Here is a 25,019-nt window from a genome sequence, read left to right on the forward strand (position 1 = left end):
GAATATGCTTCAAATAAATAGTATAAAAAATGGAATTGTAATAGACCATATAAAAGCAGGCTATGGAATGAAGATATTCAATTATTTGAAATTAAATAATGTGGATTATTCAGTAGCGCTCATAATGAATGCTCAAAGTGGAAAATTGGGAAAAAAGGATATAATAAAAATAGAAAATAAACTGGAAATTGATTTTGCTATATTGGGTTTCATAGATCCAAATATAACTATAAATATAATAAAAGATGAAGTTATTGATAAAAAAGTAAAGCTAAAACTGCCTAAGAGCATAAAAAATGTGATTAAATGCAAAAATCCAAGATGTATAACTTCAGTAGAAAAAAACTTAGCACAAGAATTTTATTTGTCTGATGAAGAGTTAGGAGAATATAGATGTAATTATTGTGATGAAATTTATACTGATGTGGATTTTTCTGTTTAGAAAGGTTGTATTTTATGATAATAGATAAACTATATGAAAGTGTAAACAATAAGGGGAATGTATGTGTAGGCCTGGATACTGCAGTTGAATATATGCCTGATGATATTGTAAAGTCCAGTGAGAATATTTGTGATACTATATTTGAATACAATAAAAATATAATTGACAGTACTTTTGATGTAGCAGCTTGTTTTAAAGTACAAATTGCATATTATGAAGCTCTTGGAATTGAGGGCCTAAAAGTCTATTCAGATACACTAAAATACATTAAAAGTAAAAATTCCATAGCTATTGCAGATATTAAAAGAGGAGACATAAAAAAGACGGCAGAAATGTATGCAAAAGCCCATTTTGAAGGTGATTTTGAAAGTGACTTCATAACTTTGAATCCATATATGGGACTTGATACCATAGATCCATATTTGTCTTATATACAAAAGAAAGACAAAGGAGTATTTGTCCTTATAAGAACATCCAATGATGGAGCAAGAGATATTCAATACATAGATACAAAACTAAATGGAAAAGTTTATAATGTTTTAGGACAAAAAGTTAAAGAATTGGGAGACAAATATCTTGGCCAATGTGGATATAGTTCCATTGGAGGAGTTATGGGATGTACTCATCTTGAAGAAGGTAAAGAGCTTAGAAAAAGTTTAGACAGTATGTTTTTTCTAATACCGGGATATGGAGCACAGGGCGGAGCTGCCAAAGATGTTGCCGTATATTTGAAAGACGGTAATGGTGGTGTAGTAAATTCTTCTCGAGGAATTTTAATGGCATATAAAAAGTATGATAATTACACAGACTATGCAGAGTGTGCAAGATTAGAAGTAATTAAGATGAGAGACAGTATATTAGAAGAAGTAAATAAAAGTTTATAATATATTTTTATATTATAGAAATGGAGAAGATGCATTTGGAAGATAAATTAGAGTATATTGCCTGTAGAGTAGATAAAAACACTAAAATTAAAGATAATATATATGAAATTGAATTTAAAGGTAATTTTAATGGAAAGCCGGGACAATTTTATATGTTGAGATCCTGGAATATGTATCCACTTCTCTCAAGGCCTATAAGTATATGTTATTTGGATGAAAATAAGATAACTTTTTTATATCAGGTAGTTGGAAATGGAACTAAAAAATTATCTTTATTACATCAAGGTGATGAAGTTAAATTAACAGGTCCCCTTGGAAATGGATTTGATATTGATAAAATGAATGGAAAGATTTCAATAGTATCAGGGGGAATAGGCATTGCACCTATGCTGTATCTAGTAAAAAATATAAAGGAAACTTTAAATAAAGGAAATATTCAAATAGACCTTTATGCAGGATTTAAAAAGGATACTTATATATTGGATAGATTTGAACAATTTGTAGATAATATCTATTATTCCGTAGAAGTTGGCAAAGGTGAAGAAACAGTAGGATATATAACTGATATTTTTCACCCGGAAAATTATGATATGGTATTATGCTGTGGACCTGAACCAATGATGAAAAAGGTTGTAAACATGTGTGGGGACAAGAAGGTGCCTTTATATGTTTCTATGGAGAATCACATGGCATGTGGGGTTGGTGCATGTTTAGTGTGTACTTGTAAGACTAAACATGGTAATAAGAGAACTTGTTGTGATGGACCTGTATTTTCAGGTGAAGATTTAGTTCTTTAATGCATAAGGAGGAGATTTATGGATATATGCGGAGTGCATTTTAAAAACCCGGTATTGGCAGCTTCAGGTACTTTTGGATTTGGAAAGGAATATAATAGATTCTTTGATGTTTCAAAACTTGGAGGTATATGCTCAAAGGGACTAACTTTACGTGAAAAAGCTGGTAATGACGGGGAAAGGGTCCTTGAAACTGCATCTGGAATGTTAAATAGTGTAGGACTTCAGAATCCGGGAGTAAAACACTTTCTAAAGTATGAACTTCCTGAAATGAAAAAATTTAATACTGTGTCAATAGCAAATTTAGGGGGGGGGACTTTAGAAGATTATATAGGTGGAGTTGAATTGCTTTGTGATTCAAGTGTAGATATGATTGAATTGAATATATCATGTCCTAATGTTAAAAGTGGAGGAATGGCATTTGGAATAAAATCTTCTACTGCCTATGAAATTGTAAATAGTGTAAAAAAACATTGCAGTAATAAACCATTGGTAGTAAAGTTGTCTCCAAATGCAGAAAATATTGTAGATATGGCGGTTAAATGCTGTGAAGCTGGAGCGGATGCGGTCTCACTTGTAAACACATTTAAAGCCATGGCTATTGATATAAAGAGAAGAAAACCAATATTCGAAAATATAACAGCAGGACTTTCAGGACCTGCTATAAAGCCAATAGCACTTAGAATGGTATATGAGGTTTCAAAAGCTGTGGATGTGCCTGTAATCGGACTTGGAGGAATATGCTCATGGCAGGATGCAGTAGAATTTATAATGGCAGGGGCAAGTCTTATACAGGTTGGAACTGCAAATTTTATTAATCCCACAATATGTTTGGATATAATAGACGGATTGGAAAATTACATGAGAAATCAAAATATAAAGAGTTTGAAAGAAATAACAGGTATAATATAAATTATATGAATATTAGGAGGAAAATATGGATAATATAGTTGTAGATAAATTAAAAGAGGTTGGAGCATTGTTGGAAGGACATTTTTTACTATCTTCAGGTAAACATAGTGATAGATACTGTCAGTGTGCCAAATTGCTTCAGTATCCAGATAAGGCTTGTGAAGTATTGAGTATAGTAGCGGATAAATTAAAAGAAGTTGATTTTGATAAGATAGTTGGACCAGCAATGGGTGGAGTAGTAGTGTCATATGAATTGGCAAGACAACTTAAAAAGCCTGGAATATTTGCAGAAAGACAAAATGGAAATATGACTGTAAGAAGGGGTTTTGAAATAAAGAAAGGTGAAAAGGTGATAATATCAGAAGACGTTATTACTACAGGAAAATCATCTCTTGAAGTTGCCAGGGTTATAGAGTCACTTGGAGGAAAAGTAGTAGCATTTTGTTGTATAGTAGATAGAAGGGCAGATGGTGTAGAGATACCATATCCGGTTTACAGTGCTGTAAAATTGAATATAAATACATATGATTCAGACAATTGTCCACTTTGTAAAAAAGGTTTGGCCTATGAAAAACCTGGCAGCAGAGTATTCAAGTAATTATATTAATTCTATATTGAAGTTAATAATTCCAGACAATTAATAGAACGCCTGGAATTATTTTTTTATTGACTTCTATAAATTCATAAAAAGTTAGTATTATTTCATGAGTATTTGAGTTATAATAAAAACTGAGTTTTGTGATAGTAATGCTAATCATTATGAATTATATTAATAAAGTAAAAAGAAGGGAGGTACTGCTGTTAAACTGAAACAGCGGAAATATAGTGAGAAAAAAGCCAAGTATTTTTAGTAAGGAATATGAGAAGAAAATGAAGCAGAGAAGAATACGAATTTTTGCCATAACTATTATTTGTATAGTTGTTATAGCATTGCTCTGCATTTATTTAACAGGTGCTTTTAAAACTGCTTTAAAAGATGTAAAGAATGAAAAACAAAGTATATCTATAAAGAATAATAATACAAAAGATGTATCTAAAAAACAGCCAACTAAGAGTACAGAGTCTAAAGCTGAAAATAAAAGTAATGACTTGAAATATGAAGTTAAATTAAGTAGTGGGAAAAGTGTAAATTTAACATATGAAAACAACAATAACAACAAGACTTTTAAAGATGTTACCCCTAAAGATGCTAATGTAGCCTATAGCATAAGTCCTTCAAAGAAAAATATAGTTTTATTTGATGATAAATCGCAGAGTATACTGTTGTTTGATATTAATGGAAATAAGCAGGATATAACTAATTCTCAATATGTATCTACTAATGGTACAGTTGTAGCAAAGAAATCTCAGTTATCATCAAATCCAAGTTATATATGGTGCAGTTCTCCAAAATTTATAGATAATGATAATATTGCATATATAAGCCAGCTTCCATGGATTGGCAAGACTTCTAAATATGTGTGGATTCGGAATTTGCAAAATAAGAGCAATGTTATGGTCCAGTCCATAGAAGGAGAAAGCATAAAGTTTGGAGATGTTACAGATAAAGGACTTACAGTTATTTCAGATGGAACAACTGTGTATCTAACAGCAGCAGGTGAAGTTAGCCAATAAAACTTAAGGTTTATTGGCTTTTTCAATGCAAAAAATTACAAAGAGCAAAAACAGTAATTTATAGGAGGTTCTTATGATAATAGGTATGTCATCAGCTTGTTTTTATCCTGATGTAAGGACGGAAAACAGTATAGAATTGATGAAAACCATCGGATTTAATACAGGGGAATTGTTTTTAAACAGTATTAGTGAGTATGAAGATGATTTTGGAAAATTAATTTTAGAACAAGAATTGATAAATGATTTTAGAGTAAATTCTGTACATGCATTTTCAGTTTCTTTTGAACCATATTTATTTGACAGCTACAAAAGAAGAAGAGATGATTGTTTTATATTATTTAAAAAGATATGTAAAGTAGCAAGAAAAGTAGGAGCACATTGCTATACTTTCCATGGAATGCGTTATTGCAATATGGATTCTATTAATATGAATATGATCATTGATGTATATGATAAACTTACATATACTGCTGCAGAGTATGGAATAAAACTATGTCAGGAAAACGTATTTTGGTGTATGTCAAATAGTATTGAATTCTTATATAAAATTAAAGAAAAGTGTAAAGGACCTCTATATTTTACTTTAGACATAAAACAAGCATATAAATCTGGAAAATTACCAGATGATTATATAGAAGTAATGAAAGATCAGTTAGCTAATTTTCATATAAATGATAGAACTAAAAATAGTATATGTCTGCTCCCTGGTCAGGGAAATGTAAATTATAAAAAAATATTTTGTAAATTAAAGGAAATAGGGTATAATGGAATAGGCATAATTGAAGTATACAAAGAAAATTATAATGAATACACTGAACTTATAAAGGCTAAAAAATATCTTGATAGGCAAAAATATTGAAAAACTAAAAATCGGCTATAAAATTTGTGATTTTTGGTATATAATTATAATATATAGTTTTTAGACGATATAATTATAATTTAAGGTATAATTTAAAAAATTACTGATGGTTAATTTGTATGAATGTATAATAATATATGATATAATATCATGGTTAATGTTAATATAAGTGTATAGTGTAATTTAGGAGGAAATGAATAATGAACGTTAAAGTGGAAAAAATAGAAAACAATGTAGTAAAAATGGAAATAACAGTAGAATCGGAAAAATTTAATGAAGCAGTTAAAAAGGCATTTGCTAAAAATGCTAAAAAGTTTAATATACCTGGATTTAGAAAAGGCAAGGCTCCTATGAACATAATAAAGAAATATTATGGTGAAGGAGTATTTTATGAAGATGCTATAAACTTTTGCTGCGATGAGACATATCCAACAGCTTTAAAGGAAAATGATATTAAACCAGTTGATTATCCTAAAATCGATATAGTACAAATTGGTGAAAACAAGGATTTTATATATTCAGCTGATGTTACAGTAGTACCTGAAGTTGAACTTGGTGAATACAAAGGTGTAGAAGTTAAGAAAAATACATATGAAGTAACAGATGAAGAAGTAGAACAGGAATTAAAATCAAGACAGGAAAAGAATGCTAGAATAGAAACAAAAGAGGATGGAACTGTTGAAAAGGGAAATATAGCAGTAATAGATTTTAAAGGATATGTAGATGACAAAGCGTTCCAAGGCGGAGAAGGAAAAGACTATGAACTTGAAATAGGCTCTGGAACATTTATAGATAATTTTGAGGATCAACTTATAGGACTAAAAGTTGGAGACCAAAAAGATGTAGAAGTTACATTTCCAGAGGAATATGGCAGTGAAGAATTAAATGGTAAAAAGGCATTATTCAAAGTTGCAATTAAGGCAATAAAGATAAAGGAACTTCCAGAATTAGACGATGAATTTGCTAAGGAAATTTCTGAATTTGATACATTAGATGAAGTAAAAGCAGATATAAAGAAAAAGAAACAGGAGGAAAATGAACTAAGAGCTAAGAGAGAATATGAAGATGCAGTTATAGATGCAGTTAGTTCAAACGCTAAAATTGATATCCCAGACATAATGGTAGATAAGGAAATTGATGCTATGCTTAAAGATTTGGAAATGAGATTGAAATATCAAGGACTAGATCTTAAGTCATATTATAAATACACAAATAATACAGAAGAAAAAGTTAGAGAATATATGAGAGAAACTGCACAAAAGAAAGTCAGAACAGATTTGGTAATTTCTAAAATTGGCGAAGTGGAGAACATAAAGGCAGAAGATGAGGAATTATTGAATAGAGCTACTGAAATGGCTAAACAATATGGAAATAATGAGCCAGAAAAGACAGCTAAATTAATTCTTGATAGTCAAAAAGGCTATCTTGAGACTGATGTGATAAATGAAAAAGTTGTTAAAATGTTAGTTGACAATAGTAAAGCAGTGGCATAATATAATGTGTAAGAATTAATTGCTGGAATTTTCCGGCAATTAATTTTAAATAATAATATTTTTATGTTTTGTAGAAACTAAATTTTATGTATAATAATCATTTAAAATGGTTATAAAAAGGAGGAGATAGTTTATGAGCTTAGTACCAGTAGTTGTTGAACAGACTAATAGAGGGGAAAGATCCTACGATATTTATTCAAGGCTTCTAAAAGATAGAGTAATAATGTTGAGTGAAGAAGTTAATGATGTTTCAGCAAGTCTTATAGTAGCTCAATTATTGTTCCTAGAGGCAGAAGATCCTGACAAGGATATACATTTATACATAAATAGTCCAGGAGGCTCAATAACCTCCGGTATGGCAATTTATGATACAATGCAATATATAAAATCAGATGTATCTACTATATGCATAGGTATGGCTGCTTCCATGGGAGCATTTTTACTTACAGCAGGTGCAAAGGGAAAAAGATTTGCACTGCCAAATGCTGAAATAATGATACACCAACCTTTAGGCGGCTTTCAAGGTCAGGCAACTGATATTGGGATTCATGCAAATAGGATACTTAACATAAAGAAAAAATTGAATAAGATAATTAGTGATAGATCAGGTCAACCTTTGGAAGTAATTGAAAAAGACACAGAAAGAGATAACTTTATGTCAGCAGAAGAAGCTAAAAATTATGGATTAATAGATGGGGTTATTGAAAAGAAACAATAACCTTAGGTGAGGTGTAGATATGGCCAAAAATGATGATAGAAAACAACTCAAGTGTTCATTTTGTGGTAAAACACAAGACCAGGTTAAAAGATTAATAGCAGGACCTGGAGTATATATTTGTGATGAATGTATAGAACTTTGTTCCGAAATAATAAGCGATGAATTTGAAGATGATGTTCAGACAGATCTAACGTCTCTTCCAAAGCCTTTGGAAATTAAAAACTATCTTGATCAGTATGTAATTGGTCAGGATGATGCTAAAAAATCATTATCAGTAGCAGTTTATAATCACTATAAGAGAATAAATTCAAATAGTAAAAATGATGATGTAGAATTACAGAAAAGTAATATACTTTTGCTTGGTCCTACAGGTTCAGGTAAAACTCTTTTAGCACAGACTCTTGCTAAATTCCTGAATGTACCATTTGCTATTGCCGATGCAACTACATTGACAGAAGCCGGATATGTAGGAGAAGATGTTGAAAATATACTTTTAAAACTTATACAAAATGCTGACTATGATATAGAAAAGGCTGAACATGGAATAGTCTATATAGATGAGATAGATAAAATAGCAAGAAAATCTGAGAATCCATCTATCACCAGAGATGTTTCTGGTGAAGGAGTACAACAGGCACTCTTGAAGATATTGGAGGGAACAGTTGCTTCAGTTCCACCACAGGGTGGTAGAAAACATCCTCATCAAGAATTTATTCAGATAAATACTACAAATATATTATTTATCTGTGGAGGAGCTTTTGATGGAATAGATAATATAATAGAAAGAAGAACAAGAGTAAGTACCTTAGGGTTTGGAGCACAAATACAATCCAAAAAGGATAAGGACATTGGAAAGCTTCTTAAAAATATAATGCCTGGAGATCTTATGAAATTTGGTCTTATACCAGAATTTACAGGAAGAATTCCTATTGTTGTTACACTAGATGCATTGGATAAAAAGGCGCTTATTAGTATACTTGAAAAGCCTAAAAATGCACTTGTTAAGCAATACAAAAAGCTCTTTGAACTTGACAATGTAGAATTGGAATTTAAAGATGAAGCCTTAGAAGCAATTGCAGATGAAGCCTTAAAGAGAAATACGGGAGCAAGAGGACTTAGAGCTATTATAGAAGAAACTATGAAGGATATAATGTTTGACATACCTTCAAAAGAAGAGATATCAAAGGTAATAATAAATAAAAATACCATAGCAGATAAAAAGCCGGAACTTATAACTGTTGAAAATGGGAAAAGGACTCCTATAAAAGTTAAAAAACCAAGAACTAGAAAAGGGCCTGAAACTGCATAGGTGTAAAGGGAGTACTGAATTTCAGTGCTCCTTTTTATATATGAATCATAAAAACTCAATAATTGAAAAAAGCATGTTTTATAGTTATAATATACTAGTCTGATTATATTATAGATAATTCTTGTAGAATTTAAACTTTTTAAGTAAGGAGAAAGATATGGATAAAAATTTAAAGGTTATTCCTCTAATCCCATTAAGAGGTATCACTGTATTTCCATATATGGTTTTGCACTTTGATGTAGGTAGAGAAAAATCAAAGACTGCATTGGAAGATGCAATGCTCAATGGACAAAAGATATTCTTATCATCCCAGATAGAGTATATGGTTGAGGAACCTAATAAAGAAGATATACATAGTATAGGTACAGTTTGTAATATAAAACAAATATTAAAATTACCTGGTGATACAGTAAGAGTACTTGTAGAAGGTGAAACTAGGGGTATATTAAGAGAATATATTCAGGAAAAACCTTTCTTTAAAGTAAATATAGAGTTAATTGATGACAATAAGGAAGTTTGTGAAGATATTACTTACAATGCTCTTATAAAATCAGTAATGAAAAATTTTGAGGAATATTTAAAGTTATCAGGAGAATCCACCAGGGAATCTATAGTAACTGAAAATGATACCAAAAATCCAGGAAGATTAGCTGATATTATAAGTTCATATATATTTATAGAACAAGATAAAAAACAGGAACTCCTAGATTGTTATAAAGTTGAGGACAGATTAAATAAGCTATTGTCTATACTTATCAATGAACTGGAAATTTTAAAAGTAGAGAAGAAAATAGAATCAGAAATAAAGAAGGATATAGACAAATCCCAAAAGGAGTATTATTTAAAAGAACAGCTTAAAATTATACAGGAACAGCTGGGGGAAGATGGTGAAAACAGCAAAGAAATAAAAAAATATAAAAATAAAATGGCAAAAAAGAAATTGCCAAAATACGTAAAAGATAAGGTCCTTTATGAATTGGACAAATTAAAGAGTTTAGGAAGTTATTCAACAGAAAATGGAATAATAAAGACATATCTTGATTGGATACTGGATATACCATGGAATATTAAAACTAAAGATAATTTGGATATAAAAAAGGCTAGAGAAGTATTGGATGAAAATCACTATGGATTAAAAGATGTTAAAGATAGAATAATTGAATATCTTGCAGTTAAAAGCACAAATAAATCTTTAAAGGGCCCCATCTTATGCCTTGTAGGTCCTCCTGGTGTAGGTAAAACTTCAATAGCAAAGTCAATAGCCAAGGCATTAAACCGAAATTTTGTTAGAATGTCATTAGGCGGAATAAGAGATGAAGCAGATATTAGAGGACACAGGAGAACTTATGTAGGTGCTATTCCAGGAAGGATAATATATAGCATAAAACAGGCCAAATCTATTAATCCACTATTTTTATTAGATGAAATTGATAAAATGGGTGTAGATTTTAGAGGAAACCCTGCAGATGCACTTTTGGAAGTATTGGATAGTGAACAGAATAATACATTTAGAGATCATTATCTAGAATTGAATTTTGATTTATCAAAAGTACTATTTATAACTACAGCTAATAGTCTTGATAATATACCAAGACCGCTTATGGACAGAATGGAAATAATACAAGTATCTGGTTATACTAGTGAAGAAAAATTTAATATATGCAAAAAGTACATAATACCTAGACAATTAATAGAAAATGGAATAAAAGATGATAAAATTAAATTTTCTGATTCATCCATATATACTATAATAGACAATTATACTAGGGAATCAGGTGTTAGAAGTTTAGAGAGAAAAGTATCATCTATAATAAGAAAATCAATTACAGAGATTATAGAAAAAAATAAAAAAAATATATTTATAAATACTACCAAAGTTAAATCTTATTTAGGATCTGATATTTTTGTTTATGATAAAGCCGACAAAGATGATAAGGTAGGAGTGGTAATGGGAATGGCATGGACAGCTTATGGTGGAGATACCCTTCCTGTTGAAGCAGTAGTTATGCAAGGAAAAGGAAAACTTGAGCTTACGGGGCAACTTGGAGATGTTATGCAGGAGTCTGCCAAGGCGGGATATAGTTATGTAAGAGCAAATTATAAAAAATATAGCAATATAAGAGAGGATTTCTATAAAAATTGTGATTTACATATACATGTACCTGAAGGTGCTATTCCAAAGGATGGACCATCAGCTGGAGTTACTATGATTACAGCTATAGTTTCAGCACTTAGCAATAAAAAAGTAAAACATAATGTGGCTATGACTGGTGAAATAACCTTAACAGGAAGAGTTCTGCCGATTGGAGGACTTAAAGAAAAAAGTTTGGCCGCCTATAGAGCTGGAATAGATACAGTTATAATTCCTAAAGACAATGCAAAAGATATAATGAAAATACCTAGAAGTATTAAAAATAAAATGCAGTATATACTAGCAGATGATATAGATACAGTATTGGAAAATGCTTTAGTTGATTGATTAAAATAAATATTTTTCTAATGGAAGTTAGGAAAATATTTATTTTAATATTATAATGTAAATTTATAACATAACATAATATAATAGTACGTATTATTTAAAGAAGAGGTGATTGATTGTGGAAATAAAACAGGCTGAATTTATAATATCAGCTGTCAAAAAAAATCAGTATCCCAATGATAATTTTAAAGAAATAGCATTTGTAGGTCGATCCAATGTTGGAAAATCATCACTTATAAATACTATTGTAAACAGAAGAAAGCTTGTTAAAGTCAGTTCTAGCCCAGGTAAGACGAGACTTGTAAATTTTTTCATGATAAATAATGAATTCTATTTTGTGGATTTACCAGGCTATGGATATGCTAAGGTTTCAAAATCAGAAAAGGATAAATGGAGCAAGATAATAGAAACGTATCTTGTTGGCAGACATCAACTAAAAGCTATAGTGTTACTTGTAGATTCGAGACATAAACCAACTAATGACGATATTATGATGTATAAATGGATAGAGTATTATAAATATAAAATTTTAATTGTAGCTACTAAAATAGATAAAATATCTAAAAATCAGTTAAACAAAAATTTGGATATTATAAGAAATTCATTTGGATTAAAACCGGATTATAAAATTTTAACATTTTCTTCTTTGAAAAAACAGGGAAAAGAGGATCTCTTAAATGAAATTGAGCATGTAGTAGAAGGTGATTAATTGATTAATCTTAATTTAATTAAGAATATAATAGTATTTTTAATAGCATATATTCCACCAATTGTAGTATTTGATAAGTACTGGATTCGTGATAAAAGAAACAAAGTGGTTTTGTTTATTATAAATATTTTATTTATAGGTCTTTCCATGTATACCCAAAATATAGTTCCATTTATATTTGTAATAATAAATATAGTATACATGAGATTTACAGATGATTTTTATAAATTTGATATTAAAAAATTTAATATTATTGATGCATTAAGATTGGCTGCAATATCATATTTAGTCGTTATAATAATACTTTTATTGCAGAATGCAATAGAAAATAGTTTAAAGATAAAATTGGATCAGCAGGAGATTGTAACTAATATGACAAATATGTCATTAAATAAACTTGTTTTCATGGTTCCTGTAGTTGTAATATTTGCACCGGTGCTTGAAGAATTCGTATTCAGATGGATATTTTTTGAAAAAATATTCAAGAGCAGGTTGGGAGTATTGGGAGCAGCACTCTTAAGCAGTTTGATGTTTTCATTAGTTCATTTTAACATAAATGTATTTTTTATAATACTTTGGATAGGGATATATAATTGTTATCTGATTCATAAGAAAGGGTATTGGTATGCTGTGATTAATCATGCAGTATTTAACTCTGTGACTATGATTTCTCTTATTTATTCCAAAATATAATATTCAATTTTTAATATAACAAAATAAAGGCACTGAGGATATTAAGACAGTGCCTTTTGAGAATTATTAGATCATCTATGTCTCTTATTATTGTTTGAGATAAAATCATTTAAATATTTGGCAGCATCAGGTGATTTTTGTAATTCTCTAACTTTTTCCAGTAGGTCATTTTGCATTTGATTTCTGTTTTCTAAACTTGAAAGCCTTTTTTCTAAAGAAGAAAGTTTAGATTTTATATTGGAATCATTAAAGTTACCATCATCACTATTTCCACCATTGCCTAAATCTCCAAGATTTAAGTTATTTAAAATTGAACCAATGTTATCATTTCTTGATCCGCCTCCGAGCCCACCTATTCCACCCATTGATGATAAGATGGACATAAGTTGTGATATATCTATATTTTTCAACAGATCACTTAAATTAAAACCGTTATTTTCATATTTACGATGATGTTTGGACATTTAAAAACCTCCTTAAGATTTTTATTTTCTCATCTTTATGTGTATAATTTTCTATTCGATAATAGACATATATACTATATATTATTCAATATCATATTATTTGACACAAAAGAAAAATATTTTAAAGATTATGTATAAATTATTTAAAATTGGAGAGCATAATAATTGTAACCGGAGATACATTCTCCTAGTATCAAATAATTATTTATTTGATACAATAACCCCCCATCCCCCTTGGGACCGTATAAGCGGTCCCTTTTATATTATATTAATATATAGATACTATTTTGAAATAATTAGATGAGCTGCTGTTTTTATCAGCATCAAGGATTATATTGATAGAATAATTTTTTATTATTGAAGTGTCAGAGTTTGAAACTCCTTTGAAATTTAATGTCCATTGCACTTCTGCACTGTTTCCGTTTTTATCAGACTTTCTTTCTTTGAATATAGCATCTTGAAATGTATACGCAGTATCACTCTTGGCTAACTTATCCAATACATACATATCATCGTTGGATATATTGGAAGAAAATATATTGTTAGGTTCATATGGTCTGCTAGATGGTAGTGTTTGAATAAAATTTATAAATGAACAGACAGTGTCTTTTCCGAGAAAACCAGGATTATCTTCTAAATTATAGTTTTTAAATTTAGAATTTGAGAATATGTAATTTGTGAGAAGCATAATATCTCCTTGAAATCTACCTGTTATAACTTTAGGAGTTCTATTATTTGTACAATCTATAAAACCCAATATATTATTTGAATTTGAAATTATATTTTTGAAATTATTGCCATCAAAAACAAAAATTCTTTGAACTGAATTTTTACCAAGAGATCCCTGAAGAAATATTTCAGGGATTCTGTCTCTGGATATATCCATTAAAGTAACTCTAAGAGGCCAGTATGTATAGTAGTTACTTAATATGGAGCTTTTATCATCTGTGTTTATATCAAATATCTTATCCTTTATTTTGACCTTTATTAGGTATTTATTATTGGCTTGTTTTACATACAGAGAATCTTTTATTCCATCTCCATTTAAATCTGATTTTAAAATTGTGTCCTTTGATATAGTAGTGAAAGTTGAGGAAGTCGTATAATTCCTGTATATTATGAGTACCAAAATTATCAAGAACAAAATTAACGGCATCAAAAAAAACAAATATTTCTTTTTTAGAAATATTACTCTTAATTTCATAAATTTCACCTCCAATAAATTATATAAAACAATTATATATTTAATTAATATGCACAAAATAAATTTATATGAAATAAATTTTAGTTCTATATAAGGAGGTTAGTAATATGAACTGCAAGAAGATAGCAGCATTTTTTTTAATACTAATTCTTCCATTAAATTTTGTTGCATGCTCTTTTAATACTCAAAAGTCCAATGAGAAACAGCTTAATATGTATATAGGTGTAAAGGACAAGGAATCTTTAAATACAATAAAAATATTAACAGATGAATATAGAAAAAATAACCCTGATGTAAAAATCAATATAAATAATATTATAGGAAATAAAGTAGATGATAATATTATTAATGGAACTGATATAGTTTTTATAAATAGATCAGATTTACTTAATCTAGCACCAAAAGGCCTTATCTCAGATATGAAAAATTATTATAAAGAAGATAATATTACAAATAGATATTATTCAGTAGTAAAAGCTTATGGTAGATTTAACGATAAGTATTATGGAATACCTATAATTCCATATAATTTAGAATTTTTATATAATAAAAAGTATTTTACTGAGGCAAATATAAAGGCACCAATGACTATGGGACAATTTGAAAATATTTTAAAAACATTTAATAATAGTTCTAAAAAAATACCAGTATTGTTAAATGAAGATATGGATATAAATAGTGCTGTATTTTCTTTACTTGGTAGCAAAAAGTCTATTTCTATGATAAATTTGGAGAATATATATGGCAGCAATAAGGAGAAATATGAAAAGTTAAAATATATGCAAGACATATTTAGTGATATAAATAATCTAGTTAGAAACAAAGTTATAAATAAAAATACATTCGAGATAGGAAATGAAAGTACATTGGAAAAGTTTAATAGAGGGGAGATACCCATGATTTTACTATCTTCTTATTATATTAAAGATATAAAATCACAGGATGTATATTTCATATATGAAAATATGAAAAATATTAAGGTCCCAGTAGTATCCAATACTTTGATAAGTATTCCAACTAATGCATCCAATGTAGAAGCGATAAGTGATTTTATAAAATTTGTTTTTGGCGATAATATGCAGAATAAATTATTAAAAATGGGGTATATTACTGGAAACAAAAAAATAAATAGCAAAAATACAGGTATAAGACAAATTGTTTCATCTCATATAAAAAATAGTACTGATGACAATATATCTATTGTGTATAATATTCCTAAAAAAATAGTAAGCAGCATATCTTCAAAGATAGATGATATACTATCTGGAAAGTATACAGGAAATGAGTGGAAAGATATAATAAATAATGATTATTAAATCAATATAATAATTTAGAGCAGTAATTACTGCTCTAAATTGCTAATTATTTAGTTTGTTCTGACAGTCATGGCATATTCCATAGAAATATACTTGATTACTCATAACCTTATAGTCAACTTTATCTTTAATTTTGTCATTTAAATCAAAAAAGCAAATACCAGTTACATCATCTACCCTCCCACATTCCAAACATTGAATATGGGAATGAACCGCAGTATTACCATCATATCTAAAATTACCTTCACCTACATTTATCTCTTGTATAAGGTCCACTTCTACTAAAGTTTTGAGTGCTTTATAAACAGTAGCTAAGCTCATTGTGGGATAGTCTGATAGAAGAGACTTGTATATTGTTTCCGCAGAAGGATGCTCATTAGTAGATTTTAGATATTTGTATACGGCAATACGCTGGGGGGTTAACTTCAGTTTCTTATCTTTAAATATACCTGTTAAGTTATCCATATACACCATCCTTAATATTTATTGTTCAATTATAACTATATAATAGATATTATTAACTGTCAAAAGTAATTTTATAGTAGTTATTTTAAAACATACTATTTTTTAGTTTTTTTTAATAAACTACTTGATTTATATGCGTATTGTGATAAAATTAATATGTTAATAAATTAACAATATATTCGTTTCTCATTCATTTTAAGAGCAGAACAACTGCTCTTATTTTTATAGTTTTTTTTCAATAAAAATATTATAATTAATGTGGACATTAAAAGCAAATTAACAAACTCATGGAGGATATTAGTGAATTTATATTTTGTAAGACATGGAGAGACTAAAGCAAATTCAAAAAAATTATATTATGGAAGAATGGATATAAATTTAACCCAAAAAGGTAAATGTCAAGCAGAAAGATTATCAGGTTTGCTTGGAAGTATAGATTTTGACATGATATACACAAGCGAAAAAAAAAGAGCTTTGAAAACTGCTAGAATAATTGTAAAGGATGTTGAAAAAAGGATAATAGTTGACAAAAGAATTAATGAAATGGATATGGGGGATTTTGAAGGAAAGAGTTATCAAGATATAGAAAAATGTTATCCAAGGGAATGGAAGATGTGGTGCAGTGATTGGAAAAATGTTATACCACCTGGAGGGGAAAGTTATACCCAGTTTTATTTAAGAGTCAAAAGCTTCATGGATTATTTAAAAACATTAAACTGTGAAAATGTATTGATAGTAACACATTCTGGGGTTATAAGATCTATTTATTGTTATGTGCTCGGTGGAAATATAGATTTTTTCTGGAAGTTTTCTTCTCATAATGGGGAAGTATCTCTTATAAAATATGAATACAATAATCTATATATTGATAATATTGTATGTATGGATTCAATAGATAAGTGGAAGAGGTTAGAGAAGTGAAAAGCATAGCAAATAATTTTTTGTTGATGATACAATTTTTGACTAGAATTAATATTAATAAAAATCTTGATTGCAGAGAAGAAAATTTTAAGTGGGGCGCTGTATTTATGCCCGTTATAGGTTTTTTAATAGGTGGAATACAGTGGATTGCCTATAAAATTTTAATAAATGTACTGCCTGTTAATGTATGTGTAGTAATAGTTTTGTTGATTGGCATAATGTTGACTGGAGCCATGCATATAGATGGACTTGGAGATATGTGTGACGGCTTTTTTGCATTTAAAGGGAAAGATAAAATAATAGAAATTATGAAAGACAGTAGGGTAGGCACCTACTCTTGCATAGCTGTTGTGCTGGATTTGATTTTTAAATACGGTCTTTTGTGTTTTATAGTGCCTAGATTTTCTATGGCCATAATATCAGCCCCTGTATTGTCCAGATTATCTACTGTATTTATTGTTACTATTGGTAAGACGGCTAAGGATACGGGAACGGGAAATCTTTTTATAGGCACGGTAAAATTACCTCAATTTTTAATAAGTATAGTAATTACTGCAGTAATATTATTATTTGTACTTAGGATAAATCCTTTATATTCAGGTATATTGACTTTATCATCTATTATTACGTCATATATTTTTAATTTATACTGTAATAAAAAAATTAATGGGTTGACTGGAGACTTGCTTGGAGCCAATAATGAGATTATGGAGATATTCATGTTCATAATTATGGCCGCAATAGTCAATTTATAATAGGGGTGAAAATGTATGGGAAAAATAACTTTGGTAACGGGGGGAAGCAGAAGTGGCAAGAGCAGTTTTGCCGAAGAGATGCTTTCAAATGAAGATGAGGTTCTCTATATAGCGACATCTATAGCTACAGATAAAGATATGGAGGAAAGAATAAGAATACATAGAGAACGTAGAAACCCTAGATGGAATACCTATGAAGGATATAGAAATATCGGCAATATAATAAAAAAGAGCAGTTTTAAATACATTTTTTTGGAGTGTATTGGTACACTTGTTGCTAATATAATGTTTGAAAGTTCTAGTGACTTTGACAAATTGAATTCTAGTGAAATAAATGAGTTAGAAAATGATATATTGAATGAAATAAACAATATAATTTCAGAGTCCAAAAAAAATACTGGAGATATAATAATTATTACAAATGAGGTTGGATTGAGTTTGGTACCTGAATATAGATTAGGTCGAATATTTTCTGATATACTTGGACGGGTAAATCAAATTATAGCAGAAAATAGTGATGAAGTATATATATCATTTTGTGGAATTCCATTAAAATTAAAGTAATGTATTTAAGCATAATATAGTTTTTAATATTATTCTAGTGTAGTATTATATTAAGAAAGATGTTAATTAATTATTAAATTATAAGAGGATTAAACAATGAGAAAATTTATTATTGGTATTTTAATTTTAAGTATAATTCCTTTATATGGATGTGCATATAAAAGGGATACAGAACCAATTTCAAAAACAGAATATATGCTTGGAACTATATGTACTATAACTCTATATGATGATAAACCTGAATCTGTTATCGATAAGGCTTTTAATAGAGTTAAACAAATTGAAGACAAGATGAGTGTAAACAAGTCTGGTACAGAATTGGATGCAATAGCGGAAGGTTCAGGGAAAAAGTATGTTAAAGTATCAGATGATACTTTTTATGTGCTTGAAAAGGGAAAATATTATTCTCAGCAATCAGGAGGAAGTTTTGATATAACAGTTGGACCTCTTGTAAAGCTTTGGGGAATTGGCACAGATCATGCAAGGCTGCCAGAATATAAGGAAATTCAAGCTAAAAGGGCTCTTGTAAATTATAAGGACTTATTACTGGATAAAAAAAATAAAAAAGTTATGCTTGCTAGAACAGGTATGTCTCTTGATTTAGGAGGAATAGCCAAAGGATATGCTGCAGATGAAGCTGCAAGGGTACTTAAGGAAAATGGAGTCAAACATGCTATCATAAACTTAGGAGGAAATGTATTGGCTTTAAATAGTAATCCTCAAGGTAAACCATGGAAAATAGGTGTACAAGATCCTTTCCAAAGCAGAGGAAATGTAGTAGCTTCACTTGAGGTAACCAACAAAACTGTAGTTACTTCAGGAATATATGAGAGATATTTTAAAAAAGATGGCAAGATATATCATCATATATTAAATCCATTTACAGGATATCCTATGGACAACAATTTGGCTAGTGTAACTTTAATTACAAATACTTCCATAAATGCAGATGCTATGACTAAAAATGCATTTTATCTAGGGATTAACAAGGGCCTTGATTATATAAATAGTATAAGTGGATTACAGGGAATATTTATAACTAAAGATAAAAAAGTATATATAACTAAGGGATTAAAGGATAATTTTAAGATAATAGATTCCGATTACAAATTGATGAATTGATATAAATTATTATATAATGTAGTAATATAGTATAGTTTAGAGGTATTCAATAATAATCCATTTATAACAGTAAAAAACTAGGTAGTTGCCACTTGATATGTAATAATTTTAGTATTATCATATACTATATATCTATAAATGTGATTTAGTAGTTATATTTATATTAGCTAAATCTCATAATTTAGAATATAATATTAAATGGAAATGAGGTTGTATATTATGACTAAAGTCACTAAGGATATGACTATTGGAGAAGTTCTTAAAATCAATCCTGCATATGGAGAGACATTGATGAGTTTCGGAATGGGATGCATTGGATGCCCAGCATCTTTAGCGGAAACTGTAGAAGAAGCTGCTATGGTACATGGCATAGATGTTAATGCACTGATAGAAACATTGAATTCAGAAGCTGTTGAAAAATAAAAAATTGATGGGCTACTGCAGTAGTCCATCAATTTTTTTTATCATATCTACACAATATTTTTCATCCTTATGTTGTACATTATGACTCAGATTACAGTCCTTGCAATTATTATCACAAGATTCTATATGAATCATTGTTTCTGTACTCTTCAGTTTTTTGGATATTTCATCTTCTATTTCATCACATATATGATGTGCATCTTTTACATGGGTATCTCCGGGAAACACAAGATGAAGGTCTGTATATCTCTTGTTTCCTGATTTTCTTGTTCTAAGTTTATGAAACCCACAAAACACAGAATCATATTTTGATATTATATTTTTTATAGTCTCAATTTCTGTATCTGACAATTTTACATCTACTAAAGGTTCAAATGCTTTTTTCAACAAATTAAATGCCTCTTTTAAAATAAATATGGAGACCACTATAGCTATTACTGGATCTAATGCTTCTAACTTAGTAATCCAGATTAAGAAAAGTCCAATACCTACGCCTAGAGAAGTATATACGTCAGTTCTTAAGTGAAGAGCGTCTGCTTCAAGAGCCATTGAATCTTCTTTTTTAGCCACTTTAGATAACTTCATAGATACGAAGAAATTTATAGCTGATGATATAAACATGACTAAAAATCCAATACTGGATGGGTGAATCTGCTTTGGAAAAATAAGTTTATCTAGGGCTGCTATAATTATCCATATGGAAGCAGCAAAAATTAGCAATGCTTCAATTACTCCAGATACATCTTCGAATTTACCATGTCCATAGGGATGCTCTGTATCTGCAGGTTTTGAGGATATCTTAACAGAAACAAATGATATTAAAGAAGCAATTAAATCTATAGTTGAGTGAATAGCTTCAGAAATAATACTTACAGATCCTGTTGATATACCTACTATTAATTTCATTATTATCAAACTGCTGTTGGAAAGAATAGAAAGACTGGCAGTTTTTATTTTTTGATTCATAATAACATCTCCCATAAAATTCAAACTTTATCATTTGATAAAGTATAACAATTATTATAATAGTCTAATAATCTATATAAGTCAATAGAAATCAGATATGATATGTATTATCAGTTGATAAAGAAAATTAATATAAAAATCAATTGTAAATTAAATTTATTTTACATGATTATAATAGAGCCTTTATTAAGATTTTGTGACACATTTATGCTTATTAAAAATTTATTTTTAACTATAGTGTATGAGAATCTATATATTTCAAATAATAAATAAAGATATATATTTTGAAATTTGATTGAGGGAGTGAATTAAAATGGAAAAAAAGATGAAAACCATGGATGGAAATCAGGCGGCTGCGTATGCCTCTTATGCATTTACTGAAGTAGCTGCAATATATCCTATTACACCATCTACACCTATGGCAGAAGCAGTGGATGAATGGTCATCCCAGGGGAAAAAAAATATATTTGGTGATACCGTTAAAATTAGCGAGATGCAGTCGGAAGCAGGTGCTGCAGGTGCTGTACATGGTTCATTATCAGCAGGTGCATTAACAACAACATATACAGCTTCTCAAGGGCTTCTTTTGATGATTCCCAATATGTATAAGATAGCAGGAGAACATCTTCCAACAGTATTTCACGTAAGTGCACGTGCACTTGCTACTCATGCACTTTCCATATTTGGAGATCATCAGGATGTTATGGCATGCAGACAGACAGGTTTTGCACTGTTGGCATCATCCAATGTTCAGGAAGCAATGGATTTAGGATTTGTATCACATTTAAGTGCTATTAAGTCAAGAGTACCTTTTCTTCATTTTTTTGATGGATTCAGAACTTCTCATGAATATCAGAAAATAAATGTAATTGACTACAGTGAAGTCAAAAAACTTGTAGATTATGATGCAATAAATGAATTCAGAAGTAGAGCACTAAATCCTGAACATCCAACTGTCAAGGGAACTGCTCAAAATCCTGATATATATTTCCAGGGAAGAGAAGTATCCAATAAGTTTTACGACAAGGTTCCGGATATAGTAGATCAATATATGAATGAAATAAACAATATAACAGGAAAAGACTACAAACCTTTTGAATATTACGGATGCAAAGATGCGGAGAACATCATAGTTGCAATGGGTTCTATCTGTGACACAATAGATGAAACTGTAGACTATCTTATGGATAAAGGTGAAAAGGTAGGAACTATAAAAGTACATCTTTACAGACCATTTTCAGAAAGATATTTCTTCAATGTCATGCCGGATACAGTAAAGAAGATATCAGTTTTGGATAGGACTAAAGAACCAGGCTCAGTTGGTGAACCTCTTTACCTGGATGTATGTAAAATATTCTATGAATCAGATAAGAGACCTGAAATATTTGCCGGAAGATACGGTTTAGGCTCAAAAGATACTACACCTTCACATATATTGTCAGTATTTGAAAATATGAAATGCAATAATCCAAAAAAGTATTTTACTATAGGCATAGAAGATGATGTAACACACATGTCACTTAAACAAGGTGAAGAAATAGAAACTACTCCTGCAGGTACTATAAGTTGTAAATTTTGGGGACTTGGTTCAGATGGAACTGTAGGAGCAAATAAATCTGCAGTAAAGATAATTGGAGATAATACTGATTTATATGCACAAGCGTATTTTTCTTATGATAGTAAAAAATCAGGAGGAACTACAGTATCTCATCTGAGATTTGGAAAAAAGCCTATTAAATCACCTTATCTAGTAAATAGTGCGGATTATATAGCTTGTCATAATAGATCTTTTATATATAATTATGATATTTTAAAAGGACTTAAAAAAGGTGGAACATTTCTATTGAATTGCCATTGGAGTGAAGATGAACTTAATGATAAATTGCCTGCAGGAATGAAGAGATATATGGCAGAAAACAATGTAAATTTTTATATACTAGACGGGGTGAAAATTGCCAGGGATATAGGTTTAGGTGGAAGAATCAATATGGTAATGCAGTCTGCATTCTTCAAACTGGCAAAGGTAATACCTATAGATGATGCTGTGAGATATTTGAAAGATTCTATAGAGAAGACCTATGGAAGAAAAGGTGAAAAGATTGTTGAAATGAACAGGCAGGCTGTAGATAAAGGTATAGAGTTGGTCAAAAAGGTAGATATACCTGATTCGTGGAAAAATGCAGAACAAAAATCACAGAAATACAATGATAATATAGAGGAACCTGATTTTGTTAAAAATATTCAGAGACCAATGGAGAAAAACGAGGGGGATAATCTTCCTGTAAGTGCATTTTTAAATATGGAGGATGGGACTTATCCTGTAGGAACTTCAGCATATGAAAAAAGAGGAATAGCTGTAATGGTACCCGAATGGCAGATTGATAAATGCATACAGTGTAATCAGTGCTCATATGTATGCCCTCATGCAACTATAAGGTCATTTCTTCTAAATGAAGATGAGATAAACAATTCACCAGAAAGCTTCAAGAGCAAAAAGGCACTGGGAAAGGGACTTGAAAACTTGAATTTTAAGATTCAAATAAGTCCTATGGATTGCACGGGCTGTGGAAATTGTGCAGATATATGTCCTGCCCCAGGCAAGGCTCTTATTATGAAGCCATGGGAAGAACAAGTAGATGCTGAATGTGAAAATTGGAATTATGCTATAAGTCTAACTAGAAAGGAAGACTTAATCAATAGAAATACATTAAAGGGAAGCCAGTTTATAACTCCGCTGCTTGAATTCAATGGTGCTTGCCCTGGATGCGGTGAAACTCCTTATATAAGGCTTCTGACTCAATTGTTTGGTGAAAGAATGATGATAGCCAATGCAACTGGATGCTCATCTATATGGGCTGCTAGTGCACCTTCTATAGCCTATACAAAAAATTGCGAAGGAAAAGGGCCTTCATGGGGAAATTCACTATTTGAGGACAATGCTGAGTATGGTTATGGAATGTATCTGGCCGTAAAGTACATGAGAGATGGAATAAGAAAACTCATGCTGCATTATATTGAAAATTCCAGGGAAAAAAGTGAAGAAAATGATATAATAAAATCCTTTAATGAATGGATAAATACTATGGATGATGGAAGTCTTTCTAAAACATCATCAAAAAAAGTTGTAGATTCAATCATGCAGTCCAATGCTTATGAAACCGACAGTATATTAAAAGAGATAATAGCGAAAAAAGATTTTCTAGTTAAGAAGTCTCAGTGGATACTAGGTGGAGATGGATGGGCTTATGATATTGGATTTGGAGGAGTAGACCACGTACTTGCTTCAGGTGAGGATGTGAATTTGTTTGTAATGGATACTGAGGTATATTCAAATACAGGAGGACAGTCTTCTAAATCCACACAAACAGGAGCAGTAGCAAAGTTTGCTGCACTTGGGAAACAAGTAAAGAAAAAAGATCTAGGGCTCATGGCTATGAGCTATGGATATGTATATGTGGCACAGATAGCTCTTGGAGCCAATATGAATCATGCATTGAAAGCCATAGTAGAAGCTGAAAATTATAGAGGCCCATCTCTCATAATAGCATATGCTCCGTGCATAAATCATGGTATAAAAACTGGAATGGGAACTAGTATAGCACAGGAGAAAAAAGCTGTAGATGCCGGATATTGGCAACTATATAGATTTAATCCTGTATTAAAACTTGAAGGTAAGAATCCATTCTTGTTGGATTCAAAAGAACCAAAGACCTCATTTAGGGAACATATAGATGGTGAAATAAGATTTTCATCTCTTAAAAAGATATTTCCTCAGAAAGCCGAGCAATTATATAAGGTGTCAGAAGAGAATGCAAAAGATAGATATACTATATATAAGAGATTATCAGAAATAAATTATGAAAATAAGAAAAAAGGTTAGAAATATAAAAAACAAACCTTGTGTCTGTATTGG

24 protein-coding genes are annotated in these 25,019 nt (G+C 30.0%); 20 read left to right on the forward strand and 4 right to left on the reverse strand.

Going from position 1 to position 25,019, the window contains the following annotated elements; genetic code table 11:
- Window positions 1-4: 4 nt before the first annotated feature.
- The 13 genes from J418_RS0104760 (at window position 5) to J418_RS0104820 (ending at window position 12,906) form a co-directional block, all read left to right on the forward strand.
- Window positions 5-442, forward strand: coding sequence for an aspartate carbamoyltransferase regulatory subunit (locus tag J418_RS0104760; RefSeq protein ID WP_017894937.1), 438 nt, complete (start codon window positions 5-7; stop codon window positions 440-442).
- Between the two features lie 14 nt (window positions 443-456).
- Entirely contained in the window at window positions 457-1,326 is an 870-nt protein-coding gene (gene pyrF / locus J418_RS0104765; protein ID WP_017894938.1) for an orotidine-5'-phosphate decarboxylase, read from the forward strand.
- A 29-nt stretch (window positions 1,327-1,355) separates the two neighbouring features.
- Window positions 1,356-2,123: a dihydroorotate dehydrogenase electron transfer subunit gene (locus J418_RS0104770; protein ID WP_376701666.1), complete on the forward strand. Its 768-nt coding sequence runs from the start codon at window positions 1,356-1,358 to the stop codon at window positions 2,121-2,123.
- A gap of 18 nt (window positions 2,124-2,141) precedes the next feature.
- Window positions 2,142-3,032, forward strand: coding sequence for a dihydroorotate dehydrogenase (locus J418_RS0104775; protein ID WP_017751126.1), 891 nt, complete (start codon window positions 2,142-2,144; stop codon window positions 3,030-3,032).
- Window positions 3,033-3,057: 25 nt separating this feature from the next.
- Entirely contained in the window at window positions 3,058-3,630 is a 573-nt protein-coding gene (gene pyrE / locus J418_RS0104780) for an orotate phosphoribosyltransferase (RefSeq protein ID WP_017751127.1), read from the forward strand.
- A 227-nt stretch (window positions 3,631-3,857) separates the two neighbouring features.
- Window positions 3,858-4,646, forward strand: coding sequence for a hypothetical protein (locus tag J418_RS0104785; RefSeq protein ID WP_017751128.1), 789 nt, complete (start codon window positions 3,858-3,860; stop codon window positions 4,644-4,646).
- A 73-nt stretch (window positions 4,647-4,719) separates the two neighbouring features.
- Complete coding sequence (locus J418_RS0104790; protein WP_017751129.1) at window positions 4,720-5,505, forward strand: sugar phosphate isomerase/epimerase family protein; 786 nt, start codon at window positions 4,720-4,722, stop codon at window positions 5,503-5,505.
- A gap of 200 nt (window positions 5,506-5,705) precedes the next feature.
- Entirely contained in the window at window positions 5,706-6,998 is a 1,293-nt protein-coding gene (gene tig / locus J418_RS0104795) for a trigger factor (RefSeq protein WP_017751130.1), read from the forward strand.
- Window positions 6,999-7,131: 133 nt separating this feature from the next.
- Window positions 7,132-7,716 (forward strand): ATP-dependent Clp endopeptidase proteolytic subunit ClpP, encoded by a 585-nt coding sequence (gene clpP / locus J418_RS0104800; protein ID WP_017751131.1) that lies wholly within the window; start codon window positions 7,132-7,134, stop codon window positions 7,714-7,716.
- 19 nt (window positions 7,717-7,735) lie between these two features.
- Window positions 7,736-9,025 carry an ATP-dependent Clp protease ATP-binding subunit ClpX gene (gene clpX / locus J418_RS0104805; RefSeq protein WP_017751132.1) on the forward strand — a complete coding sequence of 430 codons (1,290 nt, stop codon included), beginning with the start codon at window positions 7,736-7,738 and terminating at the stop codon, window positions 9,023-9,025.
- Between the two features lie 157 nt (window positions 9,026-9,182).
- On the forward strand, window positions 9,183-11,504 hold the full coding sequence (gene lon, locus J418_RS0104810; RefSeq protein WP_017894939.1) for an endopeptidase La: 2,322 nt from the start codon (window positions 9,183-9,185) through the stop codon (window positions 11,502-11,504).
- Window positions 11,505-11,616: 112 nt separating this feature from the next.
- The gene (gene yihA, locus J418_RS0104815; RefSeq protein WP_207736313.1) at window positions 11,617-12,213 is read left to right on the forward strand and encodes a ribosome biogenesis GTP-binding protein YihA/YsxC; all 597 of its coding nucleotides are present in this window, start codon (window positions 11,617-11,619) and stop codon (window positions 12,211-12,213) included.
- Window positions 12,214-12,906, forward strand: coding sequence for a CPBP family intramembrane glutamic endopeptidase (locus J418_RS0104820; protein WP_017894940.1), 693 nt, complete (start codon window positions 12,214-12,216; stop codon window positions 12,904-12,906).
- Between the two features lie 71 nt (window positions 12,907-12,977).
- Here the strand turns inward: J418_RS0104820 and J418_RS0104825 are convergent, their stop codons facing one another.
- Both J418_RS0104825 and J418_RS0104830 read right to left on the reverse strand, forming a co-directional pair.
- Window positions 12,978-13,370, reverse strand: a complete 393-nt coding sequence (locus tag J418_RS0104825; protein ID WP_017894941.1) for a hypothetical protein — start codon at window positions 13,368-13,370, stop codon at window positions 12,978-12,980.
- Window positions 13,371-13,638: 268 nt separating this feature from the next.
- Window positions 13,639-14,574, reverse strand: coding sequence for a hypothetical protein (locus J418_RS0104830; protein ID WP_017751137.1), 936 nt, complete (start codon window positions 14,572-14,574; stop codon window positions 13,639-13,641).
- Window positions 14,575-14,681: 107 nt separating this feature from the next.
- Here J418_RS0104830 and J418_RS0104835 point away from each other — a divergent pair, with 107 nt between their 5' ends.
- Window positions 14,682-15,890: an ABC transporter substrate-binding protein gene (locus tag J418_RS0104835; RefSeq protein WP_017894942.1), complete on the forward strand. Its 1,209-nt coding sequence runs from the start codon at window positions 14,682-14,684 to the stop codon at window positions 15,888-15,890.
- Between the two features lie 42 nt (window positions 15,891-15,932).
- Here the strand turns inward: J418_RS0104835 and perR are convergent, their stop codons facing one another.
- Window positions 15,933-16,355, reverse strand: coding sequence for a transcriptional regulator PerR (perR, locus tag J418_RS0104840; protein WP_017894943.1), 423 nt, complete (start codon window positions 16,353-16,355; stop codon window positions 15,933-15,935).
- Between the two features lie 300 nt (window positions 16,356-16,655).
- Here perR and cobC point away from each other — a divergent pair, with 300 nt between their 5' ends.
- The 5 genes from cobC (at window position 16,656) to J418_RS0104865 (ending at window position 20,140) form a co-directional block, all read left to right on the forward strand.
- Complete coding sequence (cobC, locus tag J418_RS0104845; protein ID WP_017751140.1) at window positions 16,656-17,276, forward strand: alpha-ribazole phosphatase; 621 nt, start codon at window positions 16,656-16,658, stop codon at window positions 17,274-17,276.
- Complete coding sequence (gene cobS / locus J418_RS0104850; RefSeq protein ID WP_017751141.1) at window positions 17,273-18,031, forward strand: adenosylcobinamide-GDP ribazoletransferase; 759 nt, start codon at window positions 17,273-17,275, stop codon at window positions 18,029-18,031. Before cobC ends, cobS begins: the two co-directional genes overlap by 4 nt.
- Window positions 18,032-18,046: 15 nt before the next feature.
- Window positions 18,047-18,595, forward strand: a complete 549-nt coding sequence (gene cobU / locus J418_RS0104855; protein ID WP_017751142.1) for a bifunctional adenosylcobinamide kinase/adenosylcobinamide-phosphate guanylyltransferase — start codon at window positions 18,047-18,049, stop codon at window positions 18,593-18,595.
- Window positions 18,596-18,691: 96 nt separating this feature from the next.
- On the forward strand, window positions 18,692-19,717 hold the full coding sequence (locus tag J418_RS0104860; RefSeq protein WP_017751143.1) for an FAD:protein FMN transferase: 1,026 nt from the start codon (window positions 18,692-18,694) through the stop codon (window positions 19,715-19,717).
- A gap of 219 nt (window positions 19,718-19,936) precedes the next feature.
- Window positions 19,937-20,140, forward strand: coding sequence for a DUF1858 domain-containing protein (locus tag J418_RS0104865; protein WP_017751144.1), 204 nt, complete (start codon window positions 19,937-19,939; stop codon window positions 20,138-20,140).
- A gap of 12 nt (window positions 20,141-20,152) precedes the next feature.
- On the opposite strand, the gene J418_RS0104870 is transcribed toward J418_RS0104865, so the two are convergent.
- On the reverse strand, window positions 20,153-21,106 hold the full coding sequence (locus J418_RS0104870) for a cation diffusion facilitator family transporter (protein ID WP_017751145.1): 954 nt from the start codon (window positions 21,104-21,106) through the stop codon (window positions 20,153-20,155).
- A gap of 313 nt (window positions 21,107-21,419) precedes the next feature.
- Here J418_RS0104870 and nifJ point away from each other — a divergent pair, with 313 nt between their 5' ends.
- A complete protein-coding gene (nifJ, locus tag J418_RS0104875; protein ID WP_017751146.1) occupies window positions 21,420-24,986 on the forward strand; it encodes a pyruvate:ferredoxin (flavodoxin) oxidoreductase in 3,567 nt (1,188 codons plus the stop codon).
- Window positions 24,987-25,019 lie beyond the last annotated feature (33 nt).

The sequence above is a fragment of the Clostridium tyrobutyricum DSM 2637 = ATCC 25755 = JCM 11008 genome (assembly GCF_000359585.1).
Classification (GTDB): domain Bacteria; phylum Bacillota; class Clostridia; order Clostridiales; family Clostridiaceae; genus Clostridium_B; species Clostridium_B tyrobutyricum.

What these genes read in the sequence shown, in the direction of transcription:
- J418_RS0104760 (WP_017894937.1), top strand. Translation starts at nt 5, where the DNA reads ATGCTTCAAATAAATAGTATAAAAAATGGAATTGTAATAGACCATATA.
- pyrF (WP_017894938.1), top strand. Translation starts at nt 457, where the DNA reads ATGATAATAGATAAACTATATGAAAGTGTAAACAATAAGGGGAATGTA.
- J418_RS0104770 (WP_376701666.1), top strand. Translation starts at nt 1,356, where the DNA reads ATGCATTTGGAAGATAAATTAGAGTATATTGCCTGTAGAGTAGATAAA.
- J418_RS0104775 (WP_017751126.1), top strand. Translation starts at nt 2,142, where the DNA reads ATGGATATATGCGGAGTGCATTTTAAAAACCCGGTATTGGCAGCTTCA.
- pyrE (WP_017751127.1), top strand. Translation starts at nt 3,058, where the DNA reads ATGGATAATATAGTTGTAGATAAATTAAAAGAGGTTGGAGCATTGTTG.
- J418_RS0104790 (WP_017751129.1), top strand. Translation starts at nt 4,720, where the DNA reads ATGATAATAGGTATGTCATCAGCTTGTTTTTATCCTGATGTAAGGACG.
- tig (WP_017751130.1), top strand. Translation starts at nt 5,706, where the DNA reads ATGAACGTTAAAGTGGAAAAAATAGAAAACAATGTAGTAAAAATGGAA.
- clpP (WP_017751131.1), top strand. Translation starts at nt 7,132, where the DNA reads ATGAGCTTAGTACCAGTAGTTGTTGAACAGACTAATAGAGGGGAAAGA.
- clpX (WP_017751132.1), top strand. Translation starts at nt 7,736, where the DNA reads ATGGCCAAAAATGATGATAGAAAACAACTCAAGTGTTCATTTTGTGGT.
- lon (WP_017894939.1), top strand. Translation starts at nt 9,183, where the DNA reads ATGGATAAAAATTTAAAGGTTATTCCTCTAATCCCATTAAGAGGTATC.
- J418_RS0104825 (WP_017894941.1), bottom strand. Translation starts at nt 13,370, where the DNA reads ATGTCCAAACATCATCGTAAATATGAAAATAACGGTTTTAATTTAAGT.
- J418_RS0104830 (WP_017751137.1), bottom strand. Translation starts at nt 14,574, where the DNA reads ATGAAATTAAGAGTAATATTTCTAAAAAAGAAATATTTGTTTTTTTTG.
- J418_RS0104835 (WP_017894942.1), top strand. Translation starts at nt 14,682, where the DNA reads ATGAACTGCAAGAAGATAGCAGCATTTTTTTTAATACTAATTCTTCCA.
- perR (WP_017894943.1), bottom strand. Translation starts at nt 16,355, where the DNA reads ATGGATAACTTAACAGGTATATTTAAAGATAAGAAACTGAAGTTAACC.
- cobU (WP_017751142.1), top strand. Translation starts at nt 18,047, where the DNA reads ATGGGAAAAATAACTTTGGTAACGGGGGGAAGCAGAAGTGGCAAGAGC.
- J418_RS0104860 (WP_017751143.1), top strand. Translation starts at nt 18,692, where the DNA reads ATGAGAAAATTTATTATTGGTATTTTAATTTTAAGTATAATTCCTTTA.
- J418_RS0104865 (WP_017751144.1), top strand. Translation starts at nt 19,937, where the DNA reads ATGACTAAAGTCACTAAGGATATGACTATTGGAGAAGTTCTTAAAATC.
- J418_RS0104870 (WP_017751145.1), bottom strand. Translation starts at nt 21,106, where the DNA reads ATGAATCAAAAAATAAAAACTGCCAGTCTTTCTATTCTTTCCAACAGC.
- nifJ (WP_017751146.1), top strand. Translation starts at nt 21,420, where the DNA reads ATGGAAAAAAAGATGAAAACCATGGATGGAAATCAGGCGGCTGCGTAT.